At 69.8% G+C, this 14,211-nt stretch carries 14 protein-coding genes; 5 read left to right on the top strand and 9 right to left on the bottom strand.

The features are described from left to right. The first annotated feature begins 2 nt into the window (after positions 1–2). The gene (locus AB0O93_RS04910) at positions 3–488 is read left to right on the top strand and encodes a DNA starvation/stationary phase protection protein (protein ID WP_363341111.1); all 486 of its coding nucleotides are present in this window, start codon (positions 3–5) and stop codon (positions 486–488) included. On the opposite strand, the gene AB0O93_RS04905 is transcribed toward AB0O93_RS04910, so the two are convergent. The 4 genes from AB0O93_RS04905 to AB0O93_RS04890 all read right to left on the bottom strand — a co-directional run bounded on the left by AB0O93_RS04905 (position 489) and on the right by AB0O93_RS04890 (position 4,919). Further along, a complete protein-coding gene (locus AB0O93_RS04905) occupies positions 489–1,994 on the bottom strand; it encodes an amidohydrolase family protein (protein ID WP_363341109.1) in 1,506 nt (501 codons plus the stop codon). Between the two features lie 142 nt (positions 1,995–2,136). Then, positions 2,137–3,135: a DNA-formamidopyrimidine glycosylase family protein gene (locus AB0O93_RS04900; protein ID WP_363341107.1), complete on the bottom strand. Its 999-nt coding sequence runs from the start codon at positions 3,133–3,135 to the stop codon at positions 2,137–2,139. A gap of 5 nt (positions 3,136–3,140) precedes the next feature. After that, entirely contained in the window at positions 3,141–3,686 is a 546-nt protein-coding gene (locus tag AB0O93_RS04895) for a ribose-5-phosphate isomerase (protein WP_363341105.1), read from the bottom strand. 36 nt (positions 3,687–3,722) lie between these two features. After that, positions 3,723–4,919, bottom strand: a complete 1,197-nt coding sequence (locus AB0O93_RS04890; RefSeq protein ID WP_363341103.1) for a ferrochelatase — start codon at positions 4,917–4,919, stop codon at positions 3,723–3,725. 125 nt (positions 4,920–5,044) lie between these two features. Between AB0O93_RS04890 and pepN the strand changes: the two genes are divergently transcribed. From pepN to AB0O93_RS04875, 3 genes are read left to right on the top strand one after another with little or no spacing between them, the layout of a single operon-like run. Next, positions 5,045–7,591 (top strand): aminopeptidase N, encoded by a 2,547-nt coding sequence (gene pepN / locus AB0O93_RS04885; protein ID WP_363341101.1) that lies wholly within the window; start codon positions 5,045–5,047, stop codon positions 7,589–7,591. 26 nt (positions 7,592–7,617) lie between these two features. Further along, a complete protein-coding gene (locus tag AB0O93_RS04880; protein WP_363341099.1) occupies positions 7,618–8,715 on the top strand; it encodes a mechanosensitive ion channel domain-containing protein in 1,098 nt (365 codons plus the stop codon). After that, positions 8,712–9,137, top strand: coding sequence for a globin (locus AB0O93_RS04875; protein ID WP_363341097.1), 426 nt, complete (start codon positions 8,712–8,714; stop codon positions 9,135–9,137). Before AB0O93_RS04880 ends, AB0O93_RS04875 begins: the two co-directional genes overlap by 4 nt. On the opposite strand, the gene AB0O93_RS04870 is transcribed toward AB0O93_RS04875, so the two are convergent. After that, positions 9,138–9,818 (bottom strand): hypothetical protein, encoded by a 681-nt coding sequence (locus tag AB0O93_RS04870; RefSeq protein WP_363341095.1) that lies wholly within the window; start codon positions 9,816–9,818, stop codon positions 9,138–9,140. Positions 9,819–9,893: 75 nt separating this feature from the next. Here AB0O93_RS04870 and AB0O93_RS04865 point away from each other — a divergent pair, with 75 nt between their 5' ends. Beyond that, positions 9,894–10,739 carry an acyl-CoA thioesterase II gene (locus tag AB0O93_RS04865; protein WP_363341847.1) on the top strand — a complete coding sequence of 282 codons (846 nt, stop codon included), beginning with the start codon at positions 9,894–9,896 and terminating at the stop codon, positions 10,737–10,739. A gap of 4 nt (positions 10,740–10,743) precedes the next feature. Here the strand turns inward: AB0O93_RS04865 and AB0O93_RS04860 are convergent, their stop codons facing one another. The 4 genes from AB0O93_RS04860 to ssb form a co-directional block, all read right to left on the bottom strand. Further along, positions 10,744–11,232, bottom strand: a complete 489-nt coding sequence (locus AB0O93_RS04860; RefSeq protein WP_363341846.1) for a thioesterase family protein — start codon at positions 11,230–11,232, stop codon at positions 10,744–10,746. Position 11,233: 1 nt separating this feature from the next. Beyond that, on the bottom strand, positions 11,234–12,913 hold the full coding sequence (ettA, locus tag AB0O93_RS04855) for an energy-dependent translational throttle protein EttA (RefSeq protein ID WP_363341093.1): 1,680 nt from the start codon (positions 12,911–12,913) through the stop codon (positions 11,234–11,236). 61 nt (positions 12,914–12,974) lie between these two features. Further along, positions 12,975–13,487 (bottom strand): hypothetical protein, encoded by a 513-nt coding sequence (locus AB0O93_RS04850; RefSeq protein ID WP_363341091.1) that lies wholly within the window; start codon positions 13,485–13,487, stop codon positions 12,975–12,977. Between the two features lie 37 nt (positions 13,488–13,524). Continuing rightward, a complete protein-coding gene (ssb, locus tag AB0O93_RS04845) occupies positions 13,525–14,061 on the bottom strand; it encodes a single-stranded DNA-binding protein (protein ID WP_363341089.1) in 537 nt (178 codons plus the stop codon). Between the last annotated feature and the right edge of the window lie 150 nt (positions 14,062–14,211).

Genomic DNA, 14,211 nt, shown 5'->3' with positions numbered 1-14,211 from the left:
CCATGAGCAACACGCAGACCACCCCCGCTACCGCCGCCGACCCCACCGCCGCGTCCGCCGCCGCGCAGTTCCTGACACCGGTCGTCCTGGGCCTGCAGGCCCTCGGCGTCAACGGCAAGCAGGCGCACTGGAACGTCCGCGGCGCCAACTTCATCGCGATCCACGAGCTGCTGGACACCATCGTCGCCAATGCCCAGGCCGGTGCCGACAGCGCCGCGGAGCGCATCGTCGCCCTCGGCCTTCCGGTCGACGCGCGGGCGGCCACGGTGGCGGAGAAGTCAGCACCCACGGCGGTCGCGGCAGGCTTCGCCCCGTGGCAGGACACGGTGCGCGCGGTCATCGCCGACATGGACGTCGTGATCGCCGACCTCAAGGCCGCCATCGACGGTCTCGACGAGTTCGATCTGACCAGCCAGGACATCGCGATCGCGATCATGCAGACGATCGAGAAGGACCGGTGGTTCCTCTTCGCCCACGTGGCGGAGTGATCACGCGACGTGCGTGAGGCGCCCTCCGAGGAGGGTCGCCGACACGCGTGTCGCCCGCAGGGCCCCGTCGTCCGCAGTCACCGGGTCGGTGTCGCACAGTGCCAGATCGGCGGGTGCGCCCGGCTCGATGCGCTGCGGCGACTGCGACCCGCCGTGGGTGGACGCGGCGAGGGCCGTGAGCGGATCGATCCGTTCGTACCCCTGCCACGCGTCGCGGCCGTCCCGGGTCCGGTGCACGGCCGCGGCGATGGCGGCCCACGGATCGAGCGCCGACACCGGCGCATCCGATCCGAACAGCAGGTTCGCCCCGGCATCCGAGAGTGCGCGCAGCGGATAGGGCTGGGCCGTCTGGCTCGCCCAGAGCCGGTCCGTGAGGTCCCGATCGTCGAGCGCGTGCTCCGGCTGGACGCTGGCGCCCACTCCCAACCGTGCGAAACGCGGGATGTCGGCGTGCGCCACCAGCTGCGCGTGCTCGATGGTCCCCCACGATCCCGTCGCGGCGAACGCGTCGAGAGCGTGGGAGTTGGCGACATCGCCGATCGCGTGGATCGCGCACGCGAGACCCGCGCCGGCGGCGCGCGTCATGAGGTCCCTGAGCTCATCGGGTCCGACCGTCAGCGCTCCACGGTCGTCGAGAGGACCCGGATACGGGTGCGAGCAGGCGGCGGTGCGCGTCCCCAGAGATCCGTCGGTGATGACTTTCAGCGGTCCGACCCGGACGAGGTCGGACCCTCCCCCGCGGGCCGGCTCGCCCGTGCGGAGACCTTCGGCGATCGCCCGGTCGAGCCACCCGGGATAGATGCCGAACTCGACGTGCAGCGCGTCGAATCCGGCCCGCGCACGGCGCGCCCAGGCCTCTTCGTTCCAGGCCATGTCGAGGTCGACGATCCCCACGACGCCGCGCGCTGCGGCGCGTCGCGCCATGTCCGAGACGAGACGGTCGGATTCGGCAGGCTCGACCGCATTGAGGCGTCGCGAGATCTCGAACGCCGGTTCTTCGCGCAGCATCCCGTCGTCCGTGGGAGCGATGCCCTCGCGTCGGAACGCGGCGGAGTTCAGCCACACGCTGTGCACATCGGCGTTGATGAGGTAACTGGGCACATCACCGGTGGCGGCATCCAGCAGGGTACGTGTCGGCTGATCCGGCCAGAGGGCGTCGCGGAAACCGTTGCCGACGCGCCGCCCGTCCCCGAGGACGGGGGCGCGCCCCATGAGCTCGGCCGCCGCCCGAGCGGATGCCGCGGCGTGCAGCGCGGTCCGCTGCGCGACCAGCGCCCACTGGGTGACGTGGACGTGGTGGTCCCAGAGGCCGGGGATGAGGAAGCGTCCCTCTCCGTCGAGGACGGCCCCCGTGCGCGGCAGCGCGCCGGCCGGAGCGATGTCGACAACGAGGCCGTCCGAGAGGTGGACGTCGACGAGGTCGTCCTCGAAGGGATCGGTGCGCTCCGCGGCACGGAGACGGACGTCGGCGATGACGCGGACCGAGGCTGCGCGGCCGAGGCTCATCGTGCTCCCCCTCGTGCGCCGATGCATGCGCCGAGGAGCTGAGGGCCCCTCGAGCGCGGATCCGCGGGGACCCGCCCGGCGGATTCTGTCATCGCGGAGAACGGTTTCGTGCGCATCCGCTCAGCCTACGAGTCCCGCCCGCTCATGCCTGGCAGGACGGGCACCAGTAGAGCTTGCGGCCCGCCGCCTCCTCCGCGACCACATTCGTCCCGCACACGCGACACGGCAGGCCGGCGCGGTGGTAGACCCAGTGACGATCGTCGCGATGCGCCATCGCGCGACGGTGATCCTCGGGGGACAGATCGTCCATCGTCATCATCTGGCCCGTCTCGACGCCGATCGCGAGAAGTCGGACCCAGTCACGCCACAGCTCGCGCAACAGCTCGACGGGAACGTCTCGAGCGGGCGTGTGCGGATTCAGGCGCGCGCGGAAGAGGAGCTCGGCGCGGTACACGTTGCCGATCCCGCTGACGACGGCCTGGTCCATGAGCACGAGACCGATCGCGGTGGGCTTGCGGGACGCGACCGCCACGAAACGATCCTCCCCCTCGCGAGGGTCTCCCACGAGAGGATCGGGACCGAGTTTCGCGATGGAGGCGAGCACCTCGTCGGGATCCTGGATCTGGCACGCGGTCGGGCCGCGGAGATCCGCGCACGTCCGCTCCGTGAGCAGGCGGAGCCTCACCTGTCCGACCACCGACGGGGGGAAGTCCGCGTCCCCGTCGGCGAGCCCGGTGGTCTGTTCCGACATCCGCACGTGGACGCGTGCGCGCCGCGGCGCACCGATCGAGGCGAGCGAGTTCTCCCCCGCCTCGTCGAGGATCGGCTCCTCCATGGGGACGCCCCGCTGATTGGTCTGTCCCATACGGCCGTTCGCCGCGGCGATGGTGGGGTCCGCCTCGATCTCGCCGGCGAAGTCCCAAGCCCCGTACATCCCGAGGTGCACGCGAAGCCACACGTCATCGGTGAACTCGGCGAACATCTGTTTGCCGACCGCGCGCACCGTCATCATGCGCCGACCGTCCAGGAGGGCGGCGCCGTCGGCGAAGCGGCCCTGAGGACTCGACGCGGCGACGGTCTGGTCGACGAAGTTCCGCGCGAACTGCCGGGCGATGCGGTGGACGGAGTGCCCCTCCGGCATCCGGTTCAGCCCGCCTCGGGGTCGAAAGAGCTGTTCGGTGCGTCGAGGACGTCCGCGGCCGACGTGTCCGCCCGCGGATCCGGCGCGAGGGAGCCGTCGATCTCGTAGGCGGCGAGCTGCCCGATGCGACGCACATGACGCTCCTCCCCCGAGAACGGCGTCGCGATGAAGGTGTCGATGAAGGATGCGGCCTCGGCGAAGGTGTGCTGACGGGCGCCGATCGCGATCACGTTCGCGTCGTTGTGCTCCCGCGCGAGCTCGGCCGTCGCAAGACTCCACGCCAGCGCGGCGCGCACTCCGTGCACCTTGTTCGCCGCGATCTGCTCGCCGTTGCCGGAACCGCCGAAGACCACACCGAGGGCCGCGATCCCGGACTCCTGGTCGCGGACCACCGCCTGGGCGGCGCGGATGCAGAAGGCGGGGTAGTCGTCGAGCGGGTCGTAGTCCAGCGGCCCGTGGTCGATGACCTCGTGACCCTGCTCGGCGAGGTGATGCTGCAGCTGGGTGGAGAACTCCAACCCGGCGTGATCGGTGGCGATGTGGATACGCATGGGCCTCATCCTAGAGAGCCGGGAACCGTCGACCGGTCACGGTTTCAGCCCTGACGCGGCGGGCTTGAAGCCCGCACGGACGTTCTCGCAGCACGCGGTCCGGCAGACGTCGAACCAGGGCCCCAGATCCGTCTTGTGCGGGCGGTCTCCCGCGGGCGTGCCGTTCAGCCGCTCCTCGACCAGGTCCACGAGCCCGGACACGAAGACCGGGTCGATGCCGGGCGTCGGCGTGCGGACGGCGCGGAGACCCGCCGCTTCCGCGGCCTCGAGCGCCTCGGTGTCCAGATCCCACATGACCTCCATGTGGTCGCTCATGAATCCGACCGGGACGATGGCGACGGCCCGGGCTCCGCGACCGGGCAGCTCCTCGATGACGTCGCACACGTCCGGTTCCAGCCAGGGCTGCGTGGGCGGGCCCGAGCGCGACTGGTAGACCAGCTCCCACGGGACGTCCGCGGCCTCGGGGAACTCCGCGGCGACGGCCGCCATGACGACCTCCGCGACGGCCAGGTGCTGAGCGGCGTACGCTCCGCCCTCGCCGAAGTCACGGTGGCGGGGGTCGCCCTCGCGGGGGCCGGAACGCTGCGCGTCGGCGGTGGGGATGCTGTGCGTGGAGAACAGCACGTGCACGGATGCCGCCGGGACGCCGTCGGCGACGAATCCCGCCACCGCGTCCCGCACGCCGTCGATGAACGGCTGCACGAAGCCCGGGTGGTCGAAGTACTGGCGCACCTTGTCGATCGTGACGGTGTCGGCGAGTCCGGAGTCCTCGAGCGCGCGGGCAAAGTCCTCGCGGTACTGGCGGCAGCTGGAGAAGGACGAGTAGGCGCTCGTCGCCAGGCCCAGGAGCGTGGTGTGCCCGGCATCCGCCGCCTCGGTGACGGCGTCGGCGAGGTAGGGCGCCCAGTTGCGGTTCCCCCAGTACACCGGGAGGCGGAGCCCGCGCCGGGCGAGCTCTTCCTCGAGGGCGGCCTTCAACGCACGGTTCTGCGCGTTGATGGGGCTGACGCCACCGAAGTGACGGTAGTGATGGGCCACCTCTTCGAGGCGTTCGTCCGGGATCCCGCGGCCGCGCGTGACGTTGCGCAGGAACGGGATCACGTCCTCCTGCCCCTCGGGTCCTCCGAACCCGGCGAGGAGGATGGCGTCGTAGGCCACGGGGACCTCGACGTGGGCGGGGCCGGATGCCGCAGCATCCGAGGCGTACGAGACCAGCTGCTCAGTCGAACTCACCCGGCAATCCTCTCACCGTGTACGGGGGGTGGCGCCGTCTGCTGGCGTAGGCTGGCACGGTTGCCGTCGGAGCCAGCAGCGCCGGCGCGGTCCCCCTCACCCTCACCCATGGGAGCAGAACCACAGTGCCTGGAGAGAACCTCACCCGACTGGAGGCGCAGGAGCGCCGCGCGATCGTCGACACCGCGTCCTACGACGTGATCCTGGACCTGACGACGGGACCCGAGGTGTTCGGCTCACGGACCACGGTCCGCTTCGCGGCCACCCCCGGCGCCTCCACCTTCATCGACCTCATCGCACGCAGCGTTCGGGAGATCACGCTCAACGGGCGATCGATCGATGCCGCCGTGGCCTTCGCGGACTCGCGGATCGCACTGTCCGATCTCGCCGCGGACAACGAGCTCATCATCGACGCGGACTGCGAGTACACCAACACCGGCGAGGGCCTGCATCGCTTCGTCGATCCGGTCGACGAAGAGGTCTACCTCTACTCGCAGTTCGAGGTGCCCGACTCGCGTCGGATGTACGCGGTCTTCGAGCAGCCGGATCTGAAGGCCTCCTTCCGGTTCACCGTGACCGCCCCCGCGGCGTGGAAGGTCGTCTCCAACTCGCCCACCCCCACCCCCGAGGACCACGGGGACGGGCGGGCGACGTGGCGGTTCGAGCCGACGCCGCGGATCTCCTCCTACATCACCGCCCTGGTCGCCGGACCGTACGCGTCGGTCTTCTCGAGCCTCACCAGCTCCGACGGCCGGGAGATCCCGCTGGGCGTGTACGCGCGCAAGAGCCTGTGGGAGCACCTCGACGCGGACTACGTCTTCGACAAGACCCGTCAGGGCTTCGCCTACTTCGAGGAGAAGTTCGGCTACCCCTACCCCTTCGCCAAGTACGACCAGCTCTTCGTCCCGGAGTTCAATGCCGGTGCCATGGAGAACGCGGGAGCGGTGACCTTCACCGAGACGTACGTCTTCCGGTCCAAGGTGACCGACGCGGTACGCGAGCGTCGCGTCGTGACGATCCTCCACGAGCTCGCCCACATGTGGTTCGGCGACCTCGTCACCATGAAGTGGTGGGATGGACTGTGGCTCAACGAGTCCTTCGCGGAGTGGGCCTCGACCATCGCCACCGCCGAGGCGACGGAGTGGACCGAAGCCTGGACCACGTTCAACGCGATGGAGAAGACGTGGGCCTATCGCCAGGACCAGCTCCCCTCGACGCACCCCGTGGTCGCTGAGATCAACGATCTCGAGGACGTGCAGGTCAACTTCGACGGCATCACCTACGCCAAGGGCGGATCGGTCCTCAAGCAGCTCGCGGCCTGGGTCGGCATCGACGCCTTCTTCGCCGGCGTGGGCGCCTACTTCCGCAAGAACGAGTGGTCCAACACGGAGCTGTCTGACCTCCTCGTCGAGCTCGAAGCCACCAGCGGGCGGGAGCTGACCGGCTGGTCGAAGAAGTGGCTGGAGACGGCCGGGGTCAACACCCTGTCGCCCGAGATCGTGACGGATGCGGATGGCGTGATCACGCGTTTCGCGATCGTCCAGACCGCGCCCGCGGACTACCCCACCATCCGCCCGCACCGCCTCGCCGTGGGCTTCTACGACCTCCAGGACGGCGCGCTGGTGCGCGTCCACCGCCTCGAGCTCGACGTCGACGGTGACCTCACCGAGGTGCCCGAGTTGAAGGGGCGCCGCCGTCCGGATCTGGTCCTCCTCAACGACGACGACCTCGCCTATGCGAAGATCCGCCTCGACGCGCGATCCCTCGCCACGGCGATCGACCACCTCCGGGACATCAGGGACCCCCTGGCGCGGTCGCTGGTCTGGGGCGCGGCCTGGGATCAGACGCGGGATGCCGAGACCGCGGCGTCCGACTACGTCGACCTGGTCCTGCGCAACATCGGGTCCGAGACGGAGTCCACGACCGTTCGCACGACGCTCGCGCAGCTCCAGCTCGCCGCGAACTCCTATGTCTCCCCGGACGCGCGCGCGGCCACCCGCGAGCGCGTGGCCGAAGGGCTGTGGGCGCTCCTCGAGAGCGCGGAAGCCGGCAGCGACAGCCAGCTCCAGTTCGCGACCGCATTCGCTTCCGCCGCGGCGACTCCGGCCCAGTGGGACCGCGTGGCGGGACTGCGGGACGGATCCCTCGTCATCGACGGGCTGTCCGTCGACACCGATCTCGCCTGGGCGCTTCTGGTCTCCCTCGCCGCAGGCGGCCGGGCAGACGAGTCCGCCGTCGATCAGGCTCTGGACGCCGACAACACGGCCAAGGGCGGCGAGTTCGCGGCACAGGCCAAGGCCGCGATGCCGACGTCCGCCGCGAAGTCCGGCGCGTGGGAGCGGCTCGTGGCCCGTCGGGACGCACCGAACACGATCATCCGCGCCGCGGCCGCCGGGTTCGTGCACCCGGCCGGGACCGAGGTACTCGCGGAGTGGGTGGCGCCCTACTTCGAGATGCTTCTGCCGGTCTGGGAGTCGCGCAGCTATCAGATCGCTCAGTATCTGGTGGTGGGGCTGTACCCGGCGCCGCTGGCCGATGTGGCGTTGCGCGACGCGACGCGTGCATGGCTGACGGAACACCGGGACGCCCCGCCCGCACTGCGACGCCTGGTTCAGGAGAACCTCGCCGGCGTCGAGCGGGCTCTGGCGGCGCAGGATCGCGACGGCCGGTGATCGGCGCACGATCTACACTCGGGACGATGATGCCGTTCGTTTCCCTGCTCGCCGCTGAGGAGGCGCCGCCCGAGGCTCCGCTCACGCCGGAGTGGTGGACCGACATCCTCGCCTTCCTGAGCGAGGCCGGGAGCAACCTTATCGCGGCGGTCGGGATCATCGTCGGGGCACTCCTGCTCGCCTGGATCCTCCGGATCGTGATCCGGAGGGTGGTCGACCGAATCGTCGGCGGCGCGAAGTCCAAGGCCAATGTGGACGACACGCAGGCGCTCGAGCGGTCTCCGCTCGCGTCGGTGCGGGTCGTGCAGCGCACACGCACGCTCGGGTCGATCCTGCACAACATCGTCAACGTCGCGATCGTGGTGATCGCGCTGCTGCTGATCGTCAACGTCTTCGCGCCGAACGCCCTGGGGTCGTTGACGCTCCTGACCGCCGCCGTCGGCGCCGGGCTCGGATTCGGCGCGCAGAACATCGTCAAGGACGTCCTCAACGGCATCTTCATCGTCGCGGAGGACCAGGTGGGGATCGGCGACGTGGTCGACCTCGGGCTCGCGACCGGCATCGTGGAGTTCGTCAGCGTTCGCGTGACGCACGTACGGGACGCCAACGGCACGCTCTGGTACGTGCGCAACGGCGAGATCCTCCGGATCGGCAACCTCTCTCAGGGATGGTCGCGCGTGATCATCGATGTCGCCGTGCCGGCGGACGCCGACATCGACGAGGTCGAGGCGACGATGCTCGACACGGCCAAGGCCCTGGCGAAGGATCCGAAGTGGCGGACCCGGATGGTCGACAAGCCGGAGGTCTGGGGTCTGGAATCGGTCGCGGGCGACACGCTGATCATCCGCTTGGTGATGAAGACCCGCGCGAACGCCAAGGACGACGTGGGCCGGGAGCTCCGCGTCCGCCTGAAGCGCGCGATCGAGGGGATGGGGCTGACCGTCCCGCAGCTGAATTCCGTGGTCCTCACCGGTATCGAGGGCGCGCAGAGGGTGCGCGGGGCCAATCCGCCGCGCACCCGTCCGAATCCTCTCGCGCCCGCGACCGACGAGGTGCCCGCCCCCCGACCGAAGTGGCGACCCAAGCTCAAGCCCGAGGCGCCGAAGGAAGACGGACCGTCATGATCACTCCCCCGAACGGTTCGGCGACGCCGGACGCCGACTCCCCCACGAGCTTCTACGAGCAGGTCGGCGGACACCCGACCTTCGTGCGCCTGGTGCGCCGGTTCTACGAGGGCGTCGCCGAGGATGAGGTGTTGCGCCCGATGTACCCGGAAGAGGACCTGGGCCCCGCGGAAGAGCGTCTGCTGCTGTTCTTGGAGCAGTACTGGGGCGGCCCGGGCACCTACAGCGCGCAACGCGGGCACCCGCGGCTGCGGATGCGTCACGCGCCGTTCCGGGTCAATCCCGATGCGCGCGAGCGGTGGCTGCGCCACATGCGGGACGCGGTGGATTCGCTGGAGCTGTCACCGATGCACGAGGAGGTCCTGTGGGATTACCTCGACCGGGCGGCGCACGCGATGGTCAACACCTTCGATCGCGACTGATCAGAGCGCGCCACTCGAGCCGGTGCTCCGCACGGGTCCGAGTCCCGGCGGGCGGGAACCGCGCACGAGGACGTGTCCGCGGGCGAACGACAGCCGCGTCCAGGGTCCCGCGGTCCGCACCGCCACCTCCTCCTCGCCCGCGATGAAGCCGAGGGCGAAGGCCGCGAACGCGCAACCGCGCGCGACGTCGAGCAGGGCGGTGTCGGATTCGCCCCACACCGCCGCTCGCACGGTGTGGACGATATCCTCACCGGGGTCTGCGGGCATGGATTCCGCCACGGCGGCGATCCCCCACTGCGCCCGCGCGGCCAGGACGGAGGCGGGGAGCGCCCCGATCCGCGTCCATCCGCCGGCGGGCGCGGATATCCCCGCCCACGGCGCCGTCCGGGCGGTCTCCGGGAGGACGATCGCACGGGAGTCGCCGGCATCGGCCGCGAGAGCCGCGGCGTCCACCACGAGGTCGCAGACGAGCTCGGCATCGACCTCGACCGCGCGCATCCCGAGGACCGTGGGCGTGGTGTCCAGCAACGTCCGCGGCGCCAACGGTGCCGAGGACAGCACGAGGACGCCGTTCTCGGCCTTCAGACGCACGTTTCCGTCACCGAGGGCGGCGGCGCGTCCGGAGAAGGTCAGGACATCGGCGACCGCGAGCGGATCGGGGAACATCAGGCGGGGGGACATCCGACCTAAACTACCGGAGTGACCGACGACGCCCCGCCCGCTCAGGACCCCGCCGATCCCGATCCCGTGGGCTCGATGCTCGCGGTGCTCGACCTCTCCGGATCGGATGCCCGGACCACGGAGGACATCTTCGTCGGCCGTTCCCAGTCGATGCCGCTCGGACGCGTCTTCGGGGGTCAGGTGCTGGCTCAGGCGATGGTGGCGGCTTCGCGCACGATCGCGGAGGACCGTCTGATCCACTCCATGCACGGCTATTTCCTCCGGCCGGGCGACTCGAGGAGAGACATCACGTTCGCGGTGGATCGCATCCACGACGGGCGTTCGTTCTCGACCCGCAGGACGCAGGCCTTCCAGGAAGGGGTGCCGATCTTCTCGATGATCGCCTCGTTCCAGGATGTCGATCCCGGACTCGACCATGCTGCCGCTCCCCCGACCGACGTCCCGGCGCCCGAGGATCTGCCCGCGATCGAGGAGCACCTGCGCGGTTCGCACCCGATGTCGCAGCGGCTTCTCGCGGATCGGCCGGTCGAGGTCCGTCATGTCCCGTCGCCGGTGTATCTCCGGGTGGAGGGCGCGCACGTGCCCCGACAGGCCGTGTGGATGAAGCTGCGCCGTCCGATCGGGGACGATCCCCGACTGCACGCCGCCGCCCTGGCCTACCTGAGCGACCTGACGATCCAGGAACCCGTCCTGCGCGCCCACGGCTTGCCCTGGATCACGCCGGGTCTCAAGGTCGCCAGCCTCGACCACGCCATGTGGTGGCACCGCCCGGGCCGCGCGGACGACTGGCTCCTCTACGTTCAGGAGTCCCCGAGCGCGCGCGGCGGTCGCGGGCTGTCCACGGGTCGCATCTTCACGCGAAGCGGCACGCTTCTTGCGAGCGTCGCGCAGGAGATCATGGTCCGCGCCCCCGCCGACTGACCGGTCAGCGCCGCCGGGCGTAGACGATGGGCGGGCCCACGAACGGCTCCCACGTCGCCCGCTCGTGCGCGCTGAGCTTCAGCGGGCGCCCCGAGGCGGCATCCGCCTTGACGACGATCGTCGTCGCCCGCGCGTACACCGTCGGATCACCGGCGATCTCCCGCGGAGAGCACACCTCGTAGCAGACCTCGATGCTCGAGCCGCCCAGGCTCCCGAACCACATCTGGACATCCAGCGGATGCCGCTGGTAGGGAACCGGTGCGGTGTATTCGATCTCCTGACGGGCGACCAGGGTGAGCACTCCGCTGTGGATGCCGGAATCCAGGATCGCCGTCGGGGGGGCGGTCTCCCCTGCCGCCGGGCGCCAGAACGCACGGACGCGCGCCTCTTCGAGGAGCTTCAGCATCGCCGCATTGTTGACGTGGTTGAAGGCGTCGAGATCACCCCATCGGAGCGCGATCGGGATGTGCAGCCGGCCGGTCTCCGCGGAGATGTCAGTCACGGGTGAGCTTGCGGTAGGCCGAACGGTGGGGCTTGGCGGCATCCGGTCCGAGACGCTCGACCTTGTTCTCCTCGTAGGCCTCGAAGTTGCCCTCGAACCAGTACCACCGGTCCGGGTGCTCCTCGGTGCCCTCGTAGGCGAGGATGTGCGTGGCGATGCGGTCCAGGAACCACCGATCGTGGGTGATCACGACCGCGCAGCCGGGGAATTCCAGGAGCGCGTTCTCGAGGCTCTGCAGGGTTTCCACGTCGAGGTCGTTGGTCGGCTCGTCGAGGAGGAGGAGGTTTCCGCCCTCCTTCAGGGTGAGTGCGAGGTTCAGACGGTTGCGCTCACCACCGGAGAGCACGCCGGCCTTCTTCTGCTGGTCCGGCCCCTTGAATCCGAACTTGGAGACGTAGGCGCGCGAGGGGATCTCGGTCTTCCCGACCGTGATGATGTCGAGTCCGTCGGAGACGACCTCCCACAGCGACTTCTCGGGATCGATGTTGCCACGCGACTGGTCGACGTAGCTGATCTTCACGGTCTCGCCGATCTTCAGGTCCCCGCCGTCGAGGCTCTCGAGCCCGACGATGGTCTTGAACAGCGTGGTCTTGCCGACGCCGTTCGGACCGATGACGCCGACGATGCCGTTCGGAGGCAGGCTGAAGCTGAGGCCGTCGATGAGCGAACGGCCGTCGAAGCCCTTCTTGAGCTTCTTGGCCTCGATCACGACGTTGCCCAGGCGCGGGCCCGCCGGGATCTGGATCTCCTCGAAGTCGAGCTTGCGAGTGCGCTCGGCCTCGGACGCCATCTCCTCGTACCGCGCCAGGCGTGCCTTCGACTTCGCCTGGCGCCCCTTCTGGTTGGAGCGGACCCAGTCGAGCTCCTCGGCGAGCCGCTTGGCGAGCTTGGCGTCCTTCTTGCCCTGGATGGCGAGGCGCTCGGCCTTCTTCTCCAGATAGGTCGAGTAATTGCCCTCGTAGCCGATCAGGCGCCCGCGGTCGACCTCCGCGATCCATTCCGCGACGTTGTCGAGGAAGTAGCGATCGTGGGTGATGGCGATCACGGCACCGGGATACTTCTGGAGGTGCTGCTCGAGCCAGAGGACGCTCTCGGCATCGAGGTGGTTGGTCGGCTCGTCGAGGAGCAGCAGGTCAGGCTTCTGCAGCAGCAGCTTCGCCAGCGCGACGCGGCGGCGCTCACCACCGGAGAGGTTGGACACGTCCGCGTCCCCGGGCGGGGTCCGCAGGGCGTCCATGGCCTGCTCCAGCTGGGAGTCCAGGTCCCACGCGTCGGCTGCGTCGATCTCCTCCTGCAGGGTGCCCATCTCCGCCAGCAGGGCGTCGAAGTCGGCATCCGGATCGGCCATCAGGGCGGAGATCTCATTGAACCGGTCGAGCTTGGCCTTGATCGCCACTCCCTCCTGGATGTTCTCCAGCACGGTCTTGGCATCGTCGAGCTCGGGCTCCTGCATGAGAATGCCGACGGTGAAGCCGGGGCTGAGCTTCGCCTCGCCGTTGGAGGGGGTGTCCAGGCCCGCCATGATCTTGAGGATCGTCGACTTCCCCGCGCCGTTCGGCCCGACCATGCCGATCTTGGCGCCGGGAAGGAACGCCATGGTCACGTCGTCGAGGATGAGCTTCTCGCCCACCGCCTTGCGTGCGCGAACCATGGAGTAGATGTACTCAGCCATGTCTGTTCCCTCTCCTTGCCGTGCGAGCGTCAGCGCCCCAGCCTACCGGCCGGTGCGGGGCTCACCAGTCGATGGGCCGGGTCTGACCGAGCAGGCAGGCGCCGTCGCCGACCACGTCCGTGACGGTGGAGAAGGGTTCCCCTGTCGCCGGGCCGACCTGACCGACGAGGCACTGCTGCCCCCATCGCACCGAGAACTGGAGAGACTCGGCGCGATTCCCGACCGTCGACAGGTCCTCCGTGACCTGCATCGCGGCCTTGTCGAAGCCGGCGGCGACGAGTGCGTCGACGTACGCGCGCCCGGACTCCTGAGAGTCCGAGGCCCAGACCTGCCCGACGATCGAGGAGAAGAACGGCAGATTGTCCTCGGCCGAACCATCCGGAATCAAGGCATCCACCGGCGGGGCGACGGTCTCGCTCGCGGTGACGGTCGGAGACGGCTCGGGCTCGGCAGTCGGGACCGGCACCGGCTCGGGGACGCAGCCGCTGAGGACCGCGACGCTCAGGACCAGCCCGAGGCCGATGCCGCGACGGCGGAGGGGCATGCGGGACGGCTCGCGACGGAATCGGGACACTCTGGGAGTCTAGATCGCCCCGCCGTGGCGCCCGGCGTCAGAACGGTGTTCCCTCCAGCTCTCGCGCGTCCTTCGCCAGCGCCGCACCGGGCTCGGCCGTCGGCCACTCCCCGGATGTGGCGGAGCCGCGCGGGCCCGCGTCCGAACCTCCGCCGACGACATCGCCGCCACCCGGAACCGCCCAGGTGTCGGATGATGCCGGGGCCGCGCCCTGCGGCGCCCCGTCGCGCTGGAACACGGTGGTGCCCCACATGAGGTCGGGACCGATCGCCTCGGCGTCGATCTCCACCGCGGTGCCCCTTCCGGAATCGTTCTCCCACTCCCTCACCTTCACGCGTCCGGTCAGGACGACCCGGTCGCCCCTGTTCAGGGAACGATGAACGTGCTCCGCCAGCCGGCGGTAGGCCGACACGGTGAAGAAGCTCCGCTCGCCGTCCACCCATCCGCCGCTCGACTGGTCGAAACGGCGCTGGCTCGACGCGAGTCGGAAGGTGGTGATCGTGAGCCCGGAGGGCAGGGTCTTGAGCTGGGGCGGTGTGGCGATGTTGCCGACGAGCGTGATCTGCGCGGTCATGGTGTCCTCTTCCGGGTCCGAGACGATCCGCCCCACGGGAGTCGCGGGAACGGTTGTCGACCACACTGCGCGGTCTCCCCGTCCGCGTGAGCGGAACCTCCCCGATCTGGGGATCGTGTGCGCGATCTCGTTCCTGGGGAGGAGGGGCGA

Source organism: Microbacterium sp. NPDC077184 (assembly GCF_040687055.1).
GTDB lineage: Bacteria > Actinomycetota > Actinomycetes > Actinomycetales > Microbacteriaceae > Microbacterium.
The sequence above is the reverse complement of the archived record's forward strand: the minus strand, read 5'-3'. Positions and strand labels throughout refer to the sequence as shown.